Raw genomic sequence first — 19170 nt, forward strand, 5'->3', positions numbered from 1 at the left:
TCCTCACTTTTTCCCGTCCGCCCCGACGGGAAGTCCGGTGGGGACGGGCCTTCGCCGTTCCCCGAGTCGTCCCCCGCGCCACTCCCCGCGCCCTCCCCGCGCCCCTCACTGACCCGAGCGTTCCTCCAGGTAGCGGGTGTGGGTCTGCTGCCTGCGGGCCTCCGTCTCCCTCAGGGCCGCCGCCAGGTGCTCGGCGTCCTTCCGCATGAGGCCCAGCTGTTGCTCCAGGTGGAGTTCCGGGGATTCCGTGCCCGGCGTCATCCGCGTCCACCACCTCGTGCGGACGAAGCTGTCGACCGCCTCGGGCAGGTCGCGCCGGACGATACGGGAGAGAGAGTGCACGCCCTCCGGATCGTGGGCCAGCAGCTCCTTGCTCCAGCCCTGGTCGAGCAACGCCGTCAGAAGCTCGGTGAGTTCGCGCAGGCGGGCGGCGGCCGTGACCGACAGGTCGATGTCCGTCAGGTACACCCGCAGTGTCTCGAAGTCACCCCGCACCTCGTCGAGCTGGGCCGACGGGTCGGGGAAGTCCGGCACCGGGGGCCGCTCCGGCGGGGCGATCAGCGCACCCGCGCCGTACAGTCCGGCCACGACCACCGGCCAGTACGGGCCAGCCACCCCCGTGAAGGTCAGCGCCAGCCCCACGAGGCCGCACGCACTGCCCGCGATGTTCTTGCGGGACTCCAGGTACTCACTGATAGCCACGGATCTCCTCGAAGGCGCCGTCCAGCGAGCCCTGCCGGGCGTCGAAGAGGCGGCCGCCGGTCAGGTCGGCGATATGGGCCAGTTCGGAGCGGTCGGAGTCGCCGAAGAGGATGGGGAAGACCGGGATCCGCTGCGCGGCGGGGGTCAGGCGGTCCCGGTAGAAGCCGTCGAAGTCCCGGGCACCGGCGCCCTCCGTGTTCTCGCCGTCCGTCATCAGCACGATCGACGTGAACGTGTCGCCGTCGGCGCCGAGATGGCCGTACGCCTTCTCCAGCGAGGTGTAGATCGCGGTGCCGCCGTCGGCGGAGAGCCCCTCGGCGTCCTCGCGGATGGCGTTCAGGCCGGTCCGCGGATCCGCCGGGTCGACCACGTGTGTGCGTACGTCCTTCACCTGCGACCCGAACGGCATCAACGTGACCTGTTCGCGCTCGCGGAAGTCGCCGGTGAGGTCGGCGAGTGCCGTCTTCAGACGGTCCAGGCGGTCGCCCTTCATCGAGCCCGAGGTGTCCAGGACGTACACGGTCCGGGAGGGGCGGCGCAGTTCGTTCTCGTAGGCGTCGAGCAGACCGTCGGCCACGGAACGCGTTCCCGGGAAGGGCAGTTCACGGCGTCGGGTCGTGTCCAGGCCGCTCGCCGGCGGGACCGTGGCGACGACCGGGCGGCGGTGGGTGCGCGCGGTGATCAGCCGCTGGATCTTCTCGGTGCGCAGGTCCTCCGTCAGACGGCGGACGTCCTCGCGGGTCCGCGCGCTCGTCGACCTGAGCGAGGTGACCGGGTAGTCGGCGGTGATCACGCCGTCGCGGGGGCGGATCACGGTCAGGCCAGGGATGCCCTTGAGGACGGACTCGTAGTTGAGCAGGGCGTCCACGTCGCCGCGCCGGTCGTAGGCCGCGGCCAGCCAGCCCGAGGAACCCGAGGTCAGCTTCTGGCCCTCGAAGAACTCCTTCAGCCGGGGCGTGGCCTTGGCGACGTCCGCGTCGGTGAGCGCGGACTGGGCGCCGGAGAGCGCGGAGGCCACCGAGACCAGCGTGGAGAAACCGGAGTTGGAGCGGGCCGGGTCCGTCATGCCGTACGTCAGCTTCCCGTCCCGGACGGCCTGTTCGACCTGGGACCAGGTGACGTCCTCGGGCTTCCAGCCGAGCGCCCTCACCGTCGCGGACCTCACCCCGACGGCGACCGGGCTGGTCATGACGGGAGTCTCCGACACCACCCTCCTCGCCGCGTCGGGGCGCAGCCGGAGGTAGTCGTTCGAGGACAGCCACAGGGCGTCGTACTGCCCGTCGGTCTTCCCCTCCGCCAGCATGTCCACGGCGTCGAGGGTGCCGATGGGGTTCAGCTTCACCTTGACGCCGGTGTCCTTCTCGACCTGGTCGAGGACCGGGGTCATGTCGCTCAGCTCACTGGAGGCAAGGACGCGGAGCGTGCCCGGTTCGGCGGGCCCGGGTACGCCGAACGTCGAGACGTCGACGGCCGGGCTCTTCTGTGTCGTACAGGCGGTGAGCAGACCGAGGGCCGCCAGGCAGACTGCGAGTGCGTGTCGTCTCATCCCAGACCCCCTTCCAGGGCACCCTGGGCGCGGCTGCGCTCCAAGTACCCGCTGGCGTGCTGGAGTTCGGAGGTCAGCGATTCCACGGTCGCCGCCATCACCTCGGTCGCCTGGACCTTGTAGGTGTCGATCGCGTCGAGGGTCCGGCAGATCTGCTGGAAGGCGGAGCGCAGGGTCTCGGCGCCGACCGCCGGGTCCGCCGCGATCCGCTGGATCTCCCCGCTCTGCGTCGCCAGCATCTCGGCGTTGCCCCGGATCAGGTCCTCGGTCGTCCCGCGCAGGGCGTTGACCTGCTCGATGACCTTCTTCTGGTTGTCGAGCGCGGAGGCCAGCATCACGGAGATGCGCAGCGCCGACACCGTGGTCGTGGCCGCCCGGTCGACGCCCTTGATCAGCTCCTCGTTGTTGCGGCGTACGACGTCCATGGCGAGGTAGCCCTGCGCGCACACCGCGAGCTGGGTGAGCAGGTCCTGGTGCTTCTGCCGGACGGGGAAGAGCACGTCGGCGCGGAGAGTGTCGGCGGCCTGGTGGTCCGGGACGGCGGTGATGTGCTGCTCGACGGCCGTGTCCAGCGCCTCGGTCAGCACGACGTACTCCTGGAGCTTGCCCATGGTCTCCCACAGGCGGACCCGCTCGGTCTGCAACGCGGCGTTGTCGCGGCGGAGTTCGTCCTGGCCGCCGCGCAGCGAGCCGACGATCCTGTTCAACGTGCCCTGCGCGGAGGCGTACTTGGCGACGTGGTCGCGCAGTCTGTTGCCGCCGGGCAGCCGGGACAGGAACTTGCGGCCCTTGGAGGCCGGCAGGTCCCGGGGGTCCAGGTCCTCGACCACGCGCCGCAGTTCGACGAGCGATCCGGCCACCTGGGACTGGGCGTCGCCGCCCTTGTCCGGCAGACTGCGCACCGTCCGCTCCAGCATGCGGTTGGACTGCGCGGCGGCACTGCGCATCTCGCCCGCGCCGAGACCGGTGATCTCCCCGACCTTGCCGGCGAACTGGGGTGAGCGGGCGTCCAGGGCGGCGAGTTCTCCGACGTACGCGGAGGCCTTGCGCGCCATGTCCGTCCGGACGGACTCGTCGACGGGAACGAGCCCGCCGGCCTTGTCCCGCGGCACGGCGGCCACGGGCTCGGGCGGGGTGAGGGTGAAGGTGTCGTCGTCGTTCATGAATGTCATCGGTGGTGCCCCCCGTTATCCGCGCGCCCGTCGCGCCAGCTCGTGCAGCACCGCGGAGGTGGGCACGGGCGCCTGGCGGACGCCGGTCAGTTCCTGCTTGAGGTAGGTGGTGGCCGAGGCGAACTCGGTGGCCTCGCCCTGCGGACGGAACCCGTGCCGGACCTCCAGCGTCCGCAACCGCGGGTCGGTGGACAGGAGCCCGGCGAGGGCCTGGCCGTCGTCGGTGAGCGGTACGACCGTGTGGTCGCTGTTGACCGTGGTGTCCGGGTAGAGGACGACCAGGTCGTCGGGGCGCTGCCCGTCCGCGAGGAGCGAGGCGACCTGGGACTCGTAGACCAGGACCAGCGGATTGCCGGCGCCGCTGACGAAGTCCCGGAAGGCCGCGTCCGTGCTGGACTGCTGGGCACCCTGCACGCTGACGAGCTTGTGCAGCAGCGGAGTCGTCCTCCTGACCTCCGCGTCGCTCGCGATGACCTTGCCGCCGTTGGCCACGTAGGAGGCGGCGGCGAGGTAGAGGGCGCCGGAGCTGGAGGTCTCCGGGTCGGTGCTGGAGAGGTAGAGGGTGCCGGTGAGCTCCCCGTACTTGCTCGCGCCCCTGAGCTGCTGCCAGGTCCGGTCCGCGCGGGCCGCGTCGAGAAACGCGGCCATCCTCAGCGTGCCGCGGTGCTCGGCGTCCAGCGTGGCCAGGCCGTTGCCCGCGAGCACCCCGGCGGCGCTCTTGTGCGCCACGACGACGAGGGGCGAGTAGAAGGGGCGGGGGAGGGTCCCCCGTACCTTGTACTTCGCGGCGAGCTCGGTGGCCGGGGCCTGGCTGGAGGGGAAGGCGAAGTCGTACCCCTTGAGGTCGAGGCCCTCCATGGCCCAGGACCCCGAGGTCTCGGCCTTCACGGTGTAGCCCTTGGCGGCGAGGGCCTTCACCACGTCGGGATCGGCGAAGAACTCGGCCTTCTCCGATCCGATCACTGCGCGCACGGTCTTCGTTGCCGTGCTCCTGTCGTCCGCTTCCCGGCCCGCTACGACGGCGGCCACCACGCCACCGATCAGCAGAACCGCGAGGACGATTCCTGCGATTCGTCTCACGCTGTGGAGAGTGCTCCCGGAACCCAACATTCCCCGGCGAACGGGGTGAACAGGAGGTGTAGTACCGGTCCCGGATCAACACGCCAAGGGTCAGCGCCCCTTCAGGGGCGCGGGGAACTGCGCGACAAGCCACGAAGCACTACGGCGAACAGGCGCCCGGGTCACCGGATCAACACGGCCAAGGGTCAGCGCCCCTTCAGGGGCGCGGGGAACGGCGCGACAAGCCACGACGAACCCGCACCCGCCGGACGGCATCAACCCCTACGGCGATCAGGCGCCCCGGCTCAAGCCAACGCAGTGCTGTGGCACCCGGTCCGCACGTCGCTGTGGGTGCGCGCGGACCGGGGCCGTCGGAGGGGAGCCGTCAGTGGGAGGTGAGTTCCCTGGGCTCGATGGCTGCCGTGTGCGCGTCCATACGCTCGGCCGCCAAAATCGCCGCTGCCGTGTCCGCACGGGATGCCGCGACCACCAGCGCCCGCCCGGCGAGGGCATGCGCACGCTCGTGCAGTGCCGCGAGGCGCGGGTCGGCGACAGCGAGAGGGGACCTGGCCGGTGTGCCGCCTCCCCGGAGCCGGGTCACCTGCTCGGCGAGGCGTTCGGCTGCGGTGTCCAGCTCGGCCGAAGGCGAAGCCCCACGCAGCTCGTCGGTGACTGCCAGCAGCGCCGCCAAATGACCCGCGAGCTGGATGTCCAGCTCTTCCTCACGGGAGCGGTGGGGAAAGTCGGTGGGGGCGTCGGCCATCGTGCTGTGGACCGACTTGGTGCGGATCGGTTCGTACATGGGATGGCCTCCTGTGCTGTCAGGAAACCATCCTAGCTTGGATTTCGTCTAAAGTTCTACGGCTGCCCGTACCCGTCCAGGAAGTTCGCGATCCGTCCCACCGCATCGCGCAGGTCCCCGGCCGTCGGCAGGGTCACCACCCGGAAGTGATCGGGCTCGGGCCAGTTGAAGCCGGAGCCCTGGACGACCATGATCTTCTCCTGTCGCAGCAGGTCCAGGACCATCCGCCGGTCGTCCTTGATCTTGAAGACCTTGGGGTCGAGCCGAGGGAAGAGATACAGCGCCCCCTTCGGCTTCACGCAGCTCACACCGGGGATCTGGGTCAGCAGCTCGTAGGCGATGTCCCGCTGCTCGACGAGCCGTCCGCCCGGCAGGACCAGGTCGTTGATCGACTGGCGTCCGCTGAGCGCGGCGACCACTCCGTGCTGTCCCGGCATGTTCGCGCACAGGCGCATGTTGGCCAGGACGGTGAGGCCCTCGATATAGGAGTCGGCGTGCGCGCGCGGGCCGGAGATCGACATCCAGCCCACCCGGTATCCGGCCACCCGGTATGCCTTCGACATGCCGTTGAAGGTGAGGGTCAGCAGGTCCGGGGCGATCGATGCCGTCGGGGTGTGCGTGGCGCCGTCGTAGAGGATCTTGTCGTAGATCTCGTCCGAGCAGACCAGCAGGTTGTGCCGGCGGGCGATGTCGGTCAGCCCCTTGAGCATGGTCTCGTCGTACACCGCGCCCGTGGGGTTGTTGGGGTTGATGATGACGATCGCCTTGGTGCGGTCGGTGACCTTGCGCTCCACGTCCGCGAGGTCGGGCATCCAGTCCGACTGCTCGTCGCAGCGGTAGTGCACGGCCGTACCGCCGGAAAGGGAGACCGCGGCCGTCCACAGCGGGTAGTCGGGGGCCGGTACGAGGACCTCGTCGCCGTCGTCGAGCAGGCCCTGCATGGCCATCGCGATCAGCTCGGAGACGCCGTTGCCGATGAAGACGTGCTCGACGTCCGTCTCGATGCCGATGGTCTGGTTGTGCATGACGACGGCCCGCCGCGCGGCGAGCAGGCCCTTCGCGTCGCCGTACCCGTGTGCCGTCGAGACGTTGCGGAGGACGTCCTCCAGGATCTCCGGCGGCGCCTCGAACCCGAAGGCCGCGGGGTTGCCCGTGTTCAGCTTGAGGATGCGGTGCCCTGCCGCTTCCAGGCGCATCGCCTCCTCGAGGACCGGGCCCCGGATCTCGTAACAGACGTTGGCGAGCTTGGTCGACTGGATCACCTGCATGACTGGGAGCTTACGGCCCGGTAACGCGTCGCGGCTCGTGTTTTCCACCACGTGGGACGGCGCGCCGGAGGCGGGGGTGGCTGGAAATGACCGCTTGTCCTCGACCTTCCTTACGTTGAAGATGCACATGACAAAACAGCGGGTGGCCGGAAGATCTCCGGTCACCCTCGTCATGTAGAGGACCCCCACATGAAAAAGCCTCTCGCCGCCGCACTGCTCGCCCTGGTGATCGCCGGAGCGGGTGCGGCGCCCGCGGTCGCGGCCCCCGCGCCCGCGGACAAGGGCAGTGCCACGGCTGCCTCGGCCAAGGCCGCGTCGCCCACGCTGCAGGCCGTCACGCTCGCCGGGACCGTCGCGCTCAGCAACTGTTCCGGGTCGGTCATCCGCTTCCCCAACTCCCTGGACACCGCCCCGGCGCTGGTCCTCAGCAACGGGCACTGCCTCAGCACCGGCTTCCCGGAGCCGGGCGAGGTGCTCACCAACCAGTCCTCCACCCGGACCTTCGGCCTGCTCAACTCCGCCGGCACCCGGGTCGCCACCCTGCGCGCCAGCAAGCTGGCCTACGGGACGATGACCGACACGGACGTGTCGATCTACCAGCTCACCAGCACCTACGCGGCGATCAAGAGCTCGTACGGGATCAGCCCGCTCACCGTGGCGGACACGCACCCGACCGCCGGGACCGCCATCACCGTGGCCTCCGGCTACTGGAAGACCCTCTACAACTGCAGCATCGACGGGTTCGCGTACCGCCTGAAGGAGGGCGACTGGACCTGGAAGGACTCGGTCCGTTACACCTCCGCCTGCCAGACCATCGGCGGCACCTCGGGTTCGCCGGTCATCGACCAGGCCACCGGCAAGGTCGTCGCCGTCAACAACACCGGCAACGAGGACGGTGAGCGCTGCACGGAGAACAACCCGTGCGAGGTCGACGCGAGCGGCAACGTCACCGTCCGCGAGGGCATCAACTACGCCCAGGAGATCTACAACATCCCCGCCTGCTTCACCACGGGCAACCAGCTCAACCTGAGCGCGAGCACCTGCACCCTGCCCAAGCCGTAAGCGGACAGGGGCGTTCCGTCACATGGGACTGCGACGGACCGCCCGCCCCGCCAGGACGTCCGTGCGCCGGCCGTCCTCGATCACGAACCGGCCGTCGACCAGGACGTGCGGGATGCCGGTCGGGAGCCTGCGCGGGTCGTCGAAGGTCGAGCCCGGGGCCACCGTCTCCGGGTCGAAGAGGACCAGGTCGGCACGGTGCCCCTCGCGGATCAGACCCCGGTCCGGCAGCCGCAGCCGGGACGCCGGGCGCGAGGTGAGGTGCGCGACGCACTCCTCCAGGGAGAGGACGCCCAACTCCCTCACATACGTGCCGAGATACCGCGGGAACGTGCCGTACGCCCGCGGATGCGGCTTGGCACCCTGAAGGATGCCGTCGGAACCGCCCGTGTGGACGGGGTGGCACATGATCTGCCGGACGTTCTCCTCGTGGCCGACGTGCTGGAGGATCGACGGGGCCAGCCGGTCGCCGAGGAGCAGCCGGCGGGCGGTCGTCCAGGGGCTCTCGCCGCGGGAGCGGGCCGACTCCGCGACCGTACGGCCGACGAGGTCCGCGAAGGCCGGGTCGCCGACCCCCGAGATCTCGACGGTGTCCCACTCGACGGGCACGCCGTGGCAGCCGTCGGCGCCGATCTCCTCCAGGTGGTGCCGGATCCGCTCGGCCGTGTCGTCGTCCGCCAGCCGCTTCAGGACGGCCTCGGGGCCGCCCTCGCCCGCCCAACTGGGCAGCAGGGCCGCGAGGGTGGTGGAGCCGGGCGTGTAGGGATACGTGTCCAGGCTGATGTCGGCGCCCGAGGCAAGCGCCTCGTCCAGGAGCGCCAGCAGCTCGGGCGCCCGGCCCTTGTTCACGCCGAAGTTCATGGTGGCGTGGGCGAGATGGAGCGAGCAGCCCGCCTCCTCGGCCAGGGCGACCATCTCCGCGTACGCCTCCAGGGCCCCCGCCCCGTAGGAGCGGTGGTGCGGGCAGTAGTAGCCGCCGTACCGGGCCACCACCCGGCACAGCTCGGTGAGTTCGGCGTCCTCGGCGTACATGCCGGGCGTGTAGGTCAGCCCGGACGACATGCCGAGCGCGCCCTGTTCCATGCCTTCGGCGACCAACTCGCGCATACGGCCGAGCTCCTGGGGAGTCGCCTCGCGGTCCTCCCAGCCGACGGCGAGCGCGCGGACCGTGCCCTGGGGGATCAGATAGGCCGCGTTGACGGCGATCCCGCGGTCGAGGCGGTCCAGGTACTCGCCGACCGACCGCCAGTCGAAGTCGATGTCGTCGCCGGGGCCGTTCCAGCCGGTGATGGCCCGCCGGACCTCCTCCAGGGTGCGGTCGTCGACCGGGGCGTACGACAGCCCGTCCTGGCCCAGGACTTCGAGCGTGACCCCCTGCGCGGCCTTGGCGCTGTGGTCGGGGTCGCGCAGCAGGGCCAGGTCGCTGTGGGCGTGCATGTCGATGAAACCGGGGGACAGGACGAGACCCTCGGCATCCAACTCCCGCCGCGCTTTCGGGCGTTGGCACCCCGCGGCGGCGGCCTCCTTGACGATGGACACGATCCGGCCGGCGTCGACCACCACGTCGGCGCGGTACGAGGGGGCGCCGCTGCCGTCGACGACGTCGGCGTCCCGGATGACGAGTTCCTCCACGGCGGGCCTCCTGGGCGCTTCTAGAAGAACGTGCGGATGTATTCCACGACCGTGCCGTCGGCCTCCGCCACCGGGATCAACTGCCACTTGTCGAAGGACGTGCACGGGTGGGAGAGGCCGAGGCCCAGCCAGTCGCCCACCTCCAGGTCGGCGTCCCCTGTCGTGCTCAGCCAGGCGTGCTGGTCGGAGAGGGCGGTCACCTCGATGCCGGTGGCCGGGCGCTCGGTGCCGTCGCGGCGGACCACCTGGGGGAAGGGGAGGTCGAGGTCGTAGGCCGCGTCCCGCTTGCCCGCGTTGCTGAAGGCCTGGCCGGGGGAGGGGCGGGAGACGACCTGCGTCCACAGCCGGAACGCGGGCTCCAGGGCGCCCTCCTCGGGGACCCGGTTGAAGGGGGACACCTTGCGGTAGTGGCCGTCGTCGTGCGAGACGTATGCCCCGGAGCGGAGCAACTTCACGACGGGGAGGGAGAGTTCGGGGATCTCCGCGAACACGTCGGCGACCGCGTCGAACCAGGCGCTGCCACCGGCGCTGACCACGATCCCGTCGGGGCCCGCGTCGGCGAACCGTCCCGCCTTGTCGAAGTCGGCGGCCAGGGCCACGAGCCGACGCAGCCACGCGTGTACGCGCTCCGGGTCCGCCCGCGGGACCTCGCCCTCGTAACCGGCGACGCCGACGAGCCGCAGCGTGCCGGTGGCCGCCACCGCGTCGGCGACCGCCGCGCACTCCGCCTCCGTACGGACACCGGTGCGGGCGCCCTCACCGGCGGCGAGTTCCACGACGACGTCCAGGGGGCGGGCGGCGCCCCGGAGGGCCGCGTCCATCAGCTCGACCCCGCGCACGGAGTCGACGTAGCACAGGAAGCGGAAGTCCTCGTCGGCCGCCAGTTCCCCGGCGATCCAGCGCAGCGCCGCCGGGTCCACGAGTTCGTTGGCGAGGAAGATCCGCTGGACGCCGTACGCCCGTGCGACTCGTACCTGGTGCGGTACGGCGAGGGTGATGCCCCAGGCCCCGTGTTCGATCTGGCGCCGGAACAGCTGGGGGGCCATGGTCGTCTTGCCGTGCGGGGCGAAGGCGAGGCCGTGACGGGTGGCGTACCGCTCCATCAGCGCGAGGTTGTGCTCCAGGCGCTCGGCGGAGAGGGCCAGGACGGGGGTCGTGAAGCCGTCGGTGAAGAGGTTGCGGCGCTGGGCGGTCAGCTCGGCGACGGTCAGGCCGTCCGCGTCCGGGGGGAGGCCCTTGAAGCGGTGGTCGACGCGGTCCTCCGCGAGGCGGGCGAGCGCTTCGGTGCCGGTACCGAGGGACACGGGACCTCCCTGATCAGGTGTGTTGCACTGCATGCAACGGCCATTGCGTGGAACGCTTACTGCTGTCTAACATCCAGGCCAACGCCGGGTCAATGGAGCCGCCACTGCCCGGGGACGACGAGGAGCTACGACCATCGTGAATGCCCCCGACGTCGTGGACGTCGTCGCGCTCGGCGAGTCCATGGTCACCTTCCTGCCCACGCGGGCCGGCCGCCTCGCCGACGTACCGTCCTTCGACCGGGGGATCGGGGGCGCGGAGTCGAACGTGGCGTGCGGGCTGGCTGCGGCCGGGCATGCGGTTCGGTGGGTCAGCCGGGTCGGGGCCGACGGGTTCGGGGACCACCTGGTCGAGACGGTCGGGGGGTACGGGGTCGATACCTCTGCGGTCGGGCGGGATCCTTCGCGGCCTACGGGGGTGTACTTCCGTACGGCGGGGGACCGGGCGACGGACGCGCACGAGGTCGCGTATTACCGGGCGGGGTCCGCTGCATCGGCGATGTCGGTCGAGAACGTGGACCTGTCCGTGGTGCGGGCGGCCCGGGTGCTGCATCTGTCGGGGATCACGGCGGCCCTGTCGGACGCGTGCCTGTCGCTGTTGCGTGAGCTGACCGCTCCTGGCGAGGGGCGGCCCATGGTGTCCTTCGACGTCAATCACCGGGCTGGGTTGTGGCGTGATGCCGAGGGGCCGCGGGTGCTGCTGGAACTGGCCCGGCGGGCCGACATCGTGTTCGTGGGGGAGGACGAGGCGGAGGGGGCGTGGGGGATTGCGGGGGGTCCGGCGGCGATTCGAGCGGTGCTGCCCGAGCCGGGGGTGCTGGTGGTGAAACAGGGGGCGGTGGGGGCTACTGCCTTCGTGTCGGGTGCGGGCAGTGGTGGGCTGGTCGCGCAGTTCCCCGCTCCCCTAGGGGGGTCCCAGGCGCCGCCAGTCGACACGCTGCCGTCGCTGCGGGCAGTCGTGCCGCAGGGCGGCTCCCGACCCACAGAGAGCGGCATCCCGCAAGCGCGGGCGAGCGAATCCCACCCCCGGCCGACCCCCACGCAGGGCACCTTCGTCCCCGCCCTCGACGTCGACGTCGTGGCGACCACCGGAGCCGGTGACGCCTTCGCTGCAGGCTTCCTGTCAGCGACCCTCCGCAACCTCCCCATGAGGGATCGGATAAGGCACGGCCACCTCTGGGCCGCCGCCGCCCTCACCGCCCCCGGTGACCTGGCGGTACCCCCCTCCCGCGCACACGCCGACCGCCTCGCCGCCGTCGGGGACGAAGCGTGGGGGACACTTCGACTCGGCCCCGGCTGGACGCAAGCCGACAGGGCCCCGGAGGAGGTACACACCCCATGAGCCAGACCGTCGACCGAGCGCTGAGCATCCTGCCGCTGCTCGCCGAGGGCCCCGCCGACCTCGGCCAGGTCGCCGACCGCCTCGGCGTCCACAAGTCCACCGCGCTGCGCCTCCTCCGCACCCTGCACGAACACGGCCTGGTCTACCGCCAGTCGGACCAGCGCTACCGTCTCGGCGCCCGCCTCATCGCGCTCGCCCAGGAGGCGATGGAGAACCTCGACATCCGCGAGATCGCCCACCCCCACCTCGTACGGCTGAACGAACAGTGCGGCCACACCGTCCACCTCGCCGTGTACGAGGAGGGCGAGGTGCTGTACATCGACAAGGTCGAGAGCCGCTACCCGGTGCGGATGTACTCCCGGATCGGCAAGCCGGTCGCCATCACCGTCGCCGCCGTGGCGAAACTGCTGCTCGCCGATCTCCCCGAGGCCGAGCGCCACACCCTCGCCGACAAGCTCGACTACCCCCTGTACACGGCCCGTTCGACACCCAACGCGCTCGCCTTCCGCAAGGAACTGGAGCGGGTGCGCGAACAGGGCTGGGCCACCGACCTCGGTGGTCACGAGGAGTCCATCAACTGCGTCGCGGCTCCCGTCCGCGGCGCCGACGGCAAGGTCGTGGCCGCGATGTCGGTCTCCGCGCCGAACGTCGTCGTCACCGCCGAGGAACTCCTCACCCTGCTCCCGCAGGTGCGCCGCGTCGCGGACGCCATCAGCGGCGAGTACTCCGGAAGAACCGTTCCTACAGACTGAGCGGGGGTGGGTCCTGTTGCCAGAACGCATGCTCAGCCGGGTGCTCCGAACGGTGTTGGGCACCCTGGTCGCCCGCTTTCGCTCCACGGCCCGGCGGCGCGCATTGGGTGCGCGGTCCGGGAATGTGGGGGCGGGTTTCCTCGCGCCTGCGGGTGTCCGGTCGGGCCTGGACGGTCCGATGCCCCGCACCATCACTCTGGTGGGACGGGGGCGGTGTCGTCCGTCGCCTGATCGGGTGTCCGAGGGCGCGTCGCCCGATCGCGATGCTTGCCGCATCGTGCCGGGAAATCTTGCGGGTTGTCGCGGTGAGCGGCTTCTGCCAGTGCTGGGCGCCCCAGCGGCTGGTGTAGGCGGGGTCGACCGCGACGACGGCGATGTCCTGCTCGGCGGCCATCGACACCAGCCGGGCCCTGAGCTTCGCGGTGGGGAAGCTGGAGATGAGGCGGCGGAAGCGTTTGCTGCGGCCGTGCTTCTCGCGGCTGGTGCCGTCGGTGAAGTCGAGGTCCTCGATGGCGATCGCGGCGGCCCCGCAGCGCCGGGCGTGGTGCAGCAGCCTGCTCAGCGCGTGCCGGATCTGCGCGTCCCGGTGCTGGGCGGTGCCGGTGAGGTCGTAGAAGAACCGCTGTGGTTCGCCGATGGGGTTGCCGTGCACATCCAGGTACCAGGCGGCGAGGTGGTCGTCGTTCATGTCCACCCCCACCACCCCCCGCGCCAGCGCTGCTTGAAGCGGCAGGACGGGAGCGGCGGCCCGCTGCCAGGACGCGGTGACATACCAGCGGCCGCGTGCCGTGTCGTGGTGGATGCGGTAGGCCACCGCCCGGTTAACGGTGACCCGGTCGAGCCACTCCTGACCCCGGTGCTTGAACACCACGGCCGCGTCCAGCACATACCGGCCGTGCGGGGCGTTGGCCAGGTGGGCCAGCGCAGCGGGGAGCTTGAGGGAGAGCTGTCCGGTGTCGGTGACGCGGATCGTCTCGTTGCCGAAGCGTTTGCCGGACTCCCCGTCGGCGGTCAGGAACATCCGCTCCGCGCGCCAGTGCTGCCGCCAGGTGTGCTCGTCCAGTCCGGCCGCCGCAAGGTGGTGGCGGGTGTTCGCGAGGCGTTTGCCACCACGCACCACCCGCACCCGGCCTGCAGCCCGGTCCGCCTCCACCACCGCGAGCCGGTCCTTGAGGGTCTGCAGGCGGCGGGACTTGGCATGCCACTCGCCCCGCGAGGCATACCCGCGGACCAGCCCCGCGCGCTTGTCGGCCTTGGCGCCCAAGGGCCGGGCCAGCCGCGCCTCGACGGAGGCGATCTGCTTCCGCAGCCAGGCCGTGTGGGCGGCCTGCCCGCGCCGGGCCAGCGCCCACTGGTCATGGGTGGCCTTGGTGATACTGCCCGCCCAGCGCGCCGACGACCTCCCCGTCAGCGACCTCTTGCGTACCGCCCACCCCGCAGCGTCATGGGCCGGCCCCTGCCGGGAGCGCTCCGCGAGATCCCCGGCCGCCAGCGACCCCAGGGAGACGCCGACCTCGGTAAGCACCGCCGCGTCCGCATCCGACACCCGCAGCCGGGCCCGGATCGCCACCCCGGCCGGGCCAGGCACCACGAACGACGCCGCCACCTCCCGCAGTGCGCCCACTCGTACACCCCGCCCTCTGCCGAAGATCCCCATCCACGGCAGTCAACGAGCAGCATCCGCAAAGGTCACCCATTCGACCCACGAACTCCTGTTCCCTCCCGAAAGAGCAGGCAGCACACCCCCGCCGGCAGACCCTCCCGGCGCGCAGACAAACCACCGCGTCCAGTACAGGCACCCACTCACGATCACCAGAAGTCACTTCCGCTAAGTGCAGCGGCAACAGTTCCCAACCCCAGCGAAGGATCCCGAGGACCCCGTATGACCGAGAAGACCGCACTCACCCCGAAGACCCACACCACCCCGCCCGCGAAGTTCTCCCACGGGGTCAGGAAGGGCAACATCCTCCAGGTCGCCGGGCAGGTCGGCTTCCTTCCGGCGGAGGACGGCAGGCCGCCCACGCCCGCCGGTCCCACCCTGCGCGAGCAGACCCTGCAGACCCTCGCCAACGTCAAGGCGATCCTGGAGGAGGGCGGCGCCTCCTGGGACGACGCGATGATGATCCGCGTCTATCTGACGGACGTCGACCACTTCGCCGAGATGAACGCCGTTTACAACACTTACTTCGAGGAGCAGGGCCTCACTGCGCCCCCGGCCGCCCGGACTACGGTCTACGTCGGCCTTCCCGCCGGGCTCCTCATCGAGATCGACACGCTGGCCGTCCTCGGCTGACGGACTGACGGCTCTTCAATTCCCGCACGACGCACACGGCATGGCTCCCGCACGGGCGGTCATGCCGCGCTCCGCCCTGCCCGAAAGCCGGATGCACGCACTCACGCAGAGGACCCCCATGTCGGTCTATGCGGTCCTCAAGGCCAGGGGGTCGCCCAGGCGCTCTCGGACACCTTCAACGACGTCGGTCTGGCGGTGATCGTGCTGTCCTACCTGATCTCGGTGGTGCTGCGCGTCGCCCAGGGCTCGGCGACGGTCGCCATCGTGACGGCGGCCGGCATCGTGGCGCCGCTGCTGTCCGAGGGGCACCACTCCCAGGCCTTCGTCGCGCTCGTCATCATGGCGATCTCGGCCGGTTCCATCTTCGCCTCGCACGTCAACGACGGTGCCCGCGCGCGGAGTGCGCTGATGGATGCAGCTGGATGGTCGCCAAGTACTTCGGCATCAGCGAACGCGACACCCTGAAGACGTGGACCGTGCTGGAGACGGTGCTGTCGGTGGCGGGGTTCCTGATGGCCGCGGTGCTGAGCGTCTTCCTGTGAAGGGTGCGGCTCATGTAGGCGTCCGATAACGATGTAGGGGTCGGCTGTGTGCGGCACAGGATCGTCGACCATACTGCCCGCTGTGGAGCAGCGCATAGGTTCGAGCAGCCAGCCCCTGGAAGGCGCCGGATTCGACCCGGCCTTCATCCCCGGGCTCACCTCACCTGTATCCGGCGAGGCGGAGGACGCCAAGCCGGAGGAGGCGGAGGTGACTCCGGAGGAGCCCGGCGAGGAGGCCGTCGAGGAGGCCGCTTCAGGGGCCGCCGAGGAGCCCGTCGAGGAGGAAGCCCCCGACGGGCCGGTCTTCGAGGCCTCCGACCGTCGCGCGAAGATCGTCGCCGACCACCGGGGCGTACGCCTCTTTCTCGACGACCAGGCGTGCGAGTTCCGTTGGGACGAGATCGGCGCCGTCGAGACGGAGACGCCACGGTTCGGGAAGCGCTTCACCATCACGGTGCACACGCCGGACCGCCGCTGGTACCCGATCGAGATCGAGGCGGGGTCCAGGTCCCACTTCGCGGAGTGGGACGAACAACTCGACGCGGTCATGGACAAGTACTTCGAGGACGAGACTCCGAAGACAGAGGAAGAAGAGCCCGAGGAGTCCGACTAGGGGGCGCGGGGCTGTGTCTATTTGCGGCTCCGCCGCGTGGGCGCGACCAGCCACCACAGTCCCGCGATTCCCCACAACCGTCAGCCCCTAGCAGTACTGCGCCTGCTTCCCGATCGACCGGTACATGCAGTCGGAGTTCTCCAGGAGCTGCAGCACCGCGTCCCGGTTCCGCGAGGTCTCCCGCTCGATCACCTCGTCGGGCGGGTAGAAGCCGCCGCCACCGGACGACGGGTACATCTCGAAGGTGTACGAGAAGATCCGGTGGGTGCCCCACAGATAGTCGTCGATCGACCCGTCGGTGATGTACAGGTCGCTGGCCTGCTCCGCCGTGTACCCGTTGCTCGCGGCCATCTTCTGCCCGACCGTCTTGAACACGGCGTTGTCGTCGGCCGTCATCCCGGTCGCCGTGTCGGAGTACGTGTACCCGAAGGGCCACAGCACCAGTTCGCTGTACGTGTGGAAGTCGATGTTCGTCTTGATCTGCTGGACCCCGCCGACGACCCGGCTGCGCACGAAGTTCGCGACGACCTTGACCTCGGGCGCCGACTCGGCGGCAGGACCCCGGTACGTCTCGGAGGACGTGGACCCGGACGAGCCGCCGCAGCAGCCCCACCGGTAGGCCCAGTTGCGGTTGAGGTCCGTACCGACCGCCGACGAACCGGAGTTGGGCTGCCGGTTCTTGCGCCACGAGCGGTACGAGCCGCTGGCGATGTCGTACTCGCCGCCGTCCGGGTTGAGGTCGGGGATGATCCAGATCTCACGGTTGTTCACCATGTTGGTGATCCGGGAGTCGGAGCCGTAGCCCGCGCCGAGTTCGCGCAGCAGATACAGCGCCATCTCCACCGTGAGGTGCTCACGGGCGTGCTGGTGGTGGGTGAACAGCACCTCGGGCTCGGCCTCGTCGGTCGCCACGTTGTCGCTGATCTTGATGGCGACGATGTCCCGGCCCTGGTACGACGTGCCGATGACCCGCTTGCTCATGATGTTCGGGTAGGCGGCCAGGCGCTGGTCGATCTCGGCGTTCGTCTCGGCGTAGTTGTGGTAGCGGGCGTCGGCGGTGGGGAAGTCGTAGAGCCGGGCCTCGTCCTGCGCGACCCGGTTCGGAGCCGCCCCCGACGGGACGACCTCGTACCCGAGTTGACGCAGCTTCCTGATCTGGTCGGCGCGCCCGGAGACCACGACGGTCTCCTCGTCGGCCTCGTCGACGGTCACCCCGGTCTGCTGGATCGCCGTGCGGGTGACGGGAGTCGTCCGCTGGTGGATCTCGTACTGGCGGACGTCCTCGGCGCTCGGGGCCGCCTTCGGGGCGCTGTCGGCGTTCGCGGAGAGCGGGGCCGCGAGGGCGAGGGCAAGGACGGCGGCGAGGGCGGCGTAGCGTCTGCCGCCGAGGGCGCCGGAACCGCGTGTGCGAAGTCGCATGAAGTCTCCTGTGTTCTCCGGGGTTCCGGGATCTCCGGAAGCGGGGGAGTGGAGCGGGGGGTGGTTCAGCGAGTTCTGCGGACGTGCTGCCGGTGCGGGTGTGCGGCACATCGTCTACTTATGGCATGACCAGGTCAAGAGCGAACAAAGACGCGATGGCGTGAAACCGTGCCGCTTTCCTCCGAGTTCCTTCACCGCACGCCCTCTTGCCGCTCGCCGCTCTTTAGGGTTTCTTGACCCGCATGGCGGACACCACGGACAACACAGTGACCGGTGAGACACGTTCCGTACCCCGCAAGTCCAGTTGGCGGTACATCGGCCCGGGGATCGTCGTCGCCGCGACCGGCGTCGGTGCCGGCGACCTCGTCGCCACGCTCATCGCGGGCAGCAACTTCGGCTACACCCTGCTGTGGGCCGCGGTCATCGGCTGCCTCGTCAAGATCTCCCTCGCCGAGGCCGCCGGCCGCTGGCATCTGTCCACCGGCCGCACCCTGTTCGACGGCTGGGCCGGCCTGGGCCGCTGGACCAGCTGGTTCTTCGGCGTCTACGTGGTGATCTGGGGCTTCGTGTACGGCGCGGCGGCGATGTCGTCGAGCGCGCTCCCGCTCCAGGCGCTGTTCCCGGACGTGATGGACCTCGAATGGTGGGCCATCGCCTGCGGGTTGGTGGGACTGGTCTTCGTCTGGTTCAACAAGTACGCGGTCTTCGAGAAGGTCATGACGGTCCTGGTGGGCGTCATGTTCGTCGTCACCGTCTACCTGGCGATCAGGGTCACGCCCAACATCCCGGACGCCGTCGCCGGTCTCCTGCCCGTCCTGCCCGACGAGAAGGACTCCGTCCTCAACACCCTCGGCCTGATCGGCGGCGTCGGCGGCACGATCACGCTCGCCGCGTACGGCTACTGGGTCAACGCCAAGGGCTGGACCAACTCGGGCTGGATGAAGGTGATGCGCCTGGACAACCGGGTCGCCTACATCACCACCGGCATCTTCGTCGTCGCGATGCTCTTCGTCGGCGCGGAACTGCTGCACTCCGCCAACGTGGCGATCGCGAGCGGCGACAAGGGGCTCATCCAGCTGAGCGACATCCTGGAGGACGAGTACGGCTCGGCGACCGCAACGTTCTTCCTCATCGGCTTCTTCGCCACGTCGTTCACCTCGCTCATCGGCGTCTGGCACGGCGTGAGCCTGATGTTCGCGGACTTCGTGGCCCGCTTCCGGGGCCAGGGCGAGCAGAAGGGCGAGGAGGTCGCCACCGGTGCGCGCGAACGCTCCTGGCCCTTCCGCGCGTACCTGCTGTGGCTGACCTTCCCGCCCATCGTCCTGCTCTTCCAGGGCGAACCCTTCCGCCTGATCATCCTCTACGGCGTCCTGGGCGCGGCCTTCCTCCCGTTCCTCGCCGGCACCCTGCTCTGGCTCCTCAACTCCGCGCGCACGCCCCGGGAGTGGCGCAACGGCCCGGTGAGCAACGCGATGCTGGCGATCGCGGGTCTGCTGTTCCTCGTCCTGTGCGTGAAGCAGGTCTGGGACCAGCCGTGGTCGGAGTTCTTCGGGTAGGCGCTCCCGCCGGTGCGCCCAGTGCGCTCTGTGGCCTCACCGAGTCGGTGACGGTCGAGCAGGCGCCTCATGGGGCGCGGGGAACTGCGCGACAAGCCCCCACGCGTGCGTC

General features: G+C 70.2%; 16 protein-coding genes and 1 pseudogene. 7 read left to right on the forward strand and 10 right to left on the reverse strand.

What is annotated here, in order from left to right; genetic code table 11:
* Positions 1-105 precede the first annotated feature (105 nt).
* The 6 genes from ACZ48Z_RS36035 to ACZ48Z_RS36060 form a co-directional block, all read right to left on the reverse strand.
* Complete coding sequence (locus tag ACZ48Z_RS36035; RefSeq protein ID WP_468740118.1) at positions 106-702, reverse strand: hypothetical protein; 597 nt, start codon at positions 700-702, stop codon at positions 106-108.
* Entirely contained in the window at positions 689-2248 is a 1560-nt protein-coding gene (locus ACZ48Z_RS36040; protein WP_468740119.1) for a substrate-binding and vWA domain-containing protein, read from the reverse strand. The genes ACZ48Z_RS36035 and ACZ48Z_RS36040 overlap by 14 nt, the downstream gene beginning before the upstream one ends.
* On the reverse strand, positions 2245-3411 hold the full coding sequence (locus tag ACZ48Z_RS36045; RefSeq protein WP_468740191.1) for a toxic anion resistance protein: 1167 nt from the start codon (positions 3409-3411) through the stop codon (positions 2245-2247). The genes ACZ48Z_RS36040 and ACZ48Z_RS36045 overlap by 4 nt, the downstream gene beginning before the upstream one ends.
* A 24-nt stretch (positions 3412-3435) precedes the next feature.
* Entirely contained in the window at positions 3436-4500 is a 1065-nt protein-coding gene (locus tag ACZ48Z_RS36050) for a hypothetical protein (protein WP_468740120.1), read from the reverse strand.
* 364 nt (positions 4501-4864) lie between these two features.
* Entirely contained in the window at positions 4865-5281 is a 417-nt protein-coding gene (locus ACZ48Z_RS36055) for an SCO4983 family protein (RefSeq protein WP_468740121.1), read from the reverse strand.
* A gap of 56 nt (positions 5282-5337) precedes the next feature.
* A complete protein-coding gene (locus ACZ48Z_RS36060) occupies positions 5338-6549 on the reverse strand; it encodes a pyridoxal phosphate-dependent aminotransferase (protein ID WP_468740122.1) in 1212 nt (403 codons plus the stop codon).
* A 189-nt stretch (positions 6550-6738) separates the two neighbouring features.
* On the opposite strand from ACZ48Z_RS36060, the gene ACZ48Z_RS36065 reads away from it, so the two are divergent.
* Positions 6739-7611: a S1 family peptidase gene (locus ACZ48Z_RS36065; protein WP_468740123.1), complete on the forward strand. Its 873-nt coding sequence runs from the start codon at positions 6739-6741 to the stop codon at positions 7609-7611.
* 18 nt (positions 7612-7629) lie between these two features.
* On the opposite strand, the gene ACZ48Z_RS36070 is transcribed toward ACZ48Z_RS36065, so the two are convergent.
* Together ACZ48Z_RS36070 and ACZ48Z_RS36075 are read right to left on the reverse strand one after the other, a co-directional pair.
* A complete protein-coding gene (locus ACZ48Z_RS36070) occupies positions 7630-9240 on the reverse strand; it encodes an N-acyl-D-amino-acid deacylase family protein (protein WP_468740124.1) in 1611 nt (536 codons plus the stop codon).
* Positions 9241-9260: 20 nt separating this feature from the next.
* Positions 9261-10577 (reverse strand): amino acid deaminase, encoded by a 1317-nt coding sequence (locus ACZ48Z_RS36075; RefSeq protein ID WP_468740125.1) that lies wholly within the window; start codon positions 10575-10577, stop codon positions 9261-9263.
* A 148-nt stretch (positions 10578-10725) separates the two neighbouring features.
* Between ACZ48Z_RS36075 and ACZ48Z_RS36080 the strand changes: the two genes are divergently transcribed.
* Both ACZ48Z_RS36080 and ACZ48Z_RS36085 read left to right on the forward strand, forming a co-directional pair.
* Positions 10726-11883, forward strand: a complete 1158-nt coding sequence (locus ACZ48Z_RS36080; protein WP_468740192.1) for a sugar kinase — start codon at positions 10726-10728, stop codon at positions 11881-11883.
* Complete coding sequence (locus tag ACZ48Z_RS36085) at positions 11880-12635, forward strand: IclR family transcriptional regulator (RefSeq protein ID WP_468740126.1); 756 nt, start codon at positions 11880-11882, stop codon at positions 12633-12635. The genes ACZ48Z_RS36080 and ACZ48Z_RS36085 overlap by 4 nt, the downstream gene beginning before the upstream one ends.
* Here the strand turns inward: ACZ48Z_RS36085 and ACZ48Z_RS36090 are convergent.
* The gene (locus ACZ48Z_RS36090) at positions 12625-14292 is read right to left on the reverse strand and encodes a nuclease/transposase family protein (protein ID WP_468740127.1); all 1668 of its coding nucleotides are present in this window, start codon (positions 14290-14292) and stop codon (positions 12625-12627) included. The two genes, ACZ48Z_RS36085 and ACZ48Z_RS36090, sit on opposite strands and share 11 nt — an antisense overlap.
* Before the next feature lie 225 nt (positions 14293-14517).
* Here ACZ48Z_RS36090 and ACZ48Z_RS36095 point away from each other — a divergent pair, with 225 nt between their 5' ends.
* From ACZ48Z_RS36095 to ACZ48Z_RS36105, 3 genes and pseudogenes are all read left to right on the forward strand, one after another.
* Positions 14518-14928 carry a RidA family protein gene (locus tag ACZ48Z_RS36095; protein ID WP_468740128.1) on the forward strand — a complete coding sequence of 137 codons (411 nt, stop codon included), beginning with the start codon at positions 14518-14520 and terminating at the stop codon, positions 14926-14928.
* Positions 14929-15066: 138 nt separating this feature from the next.
* Positions 15067-15470: pseudogene (locus ACZ48Z_RS36100) on the forward strand (GntT/GntP/DsdX family permease); the annotation flags it as partial.
* A gap of 82 nt (positions 15471-15552) precedes the next feature.
* Positions 15553-16083 carry a hypothetical protein gene (locus ACZ48Z_RS36105; RefSeq protein WP_468740129.1) on the forward strand — a complete coding sequence of 177 codons (531 nt, stop codon included), beginning with the start codon at positions 15553-15555 and terminating at the stop codon, positions 16081-16083.
* Positions 16084-16170: 87 nt separating this feature from the next.
* Here the strand turns inward: ACZ48Z_RS36105 and ACZ48Z_RS36110 are convergent, their stop codons facing one another.
* Complete coding sequence (locus ACZ48Z_RS36110) at positions 16171-17502, reverse strand: M14 family metallopeptidase (RefSeq protein WP_468740130.1); 1332 nt, start codon at positions 17500-17502, stop codon at positions 16171-16173.
* A 242-nt stretch (positions 17503-17744) separates the two neighbouring features.
* Here ACZ48Z_RS36110 and ACZ48Z_RS36115 point away from each other — a divergent pair, with 242 nt between their 5' ends.
* Complete coding sequence (locus ACZ48Z_RS36115; protein ID WP_468740131.1) at positions 17745-19058, forward strand: Nramp family divalent metal transporter; 1314 nt, start codon at positions 17745-17747, stop codon at positions 19056-19058.
* The last annotated feature ends 112 nt before the right edge of the window (positions 19059-19170 follow it).

It is taken from the genome of Streptomyces sp. NPDC031225 (genome assembly GCF_055570355.1).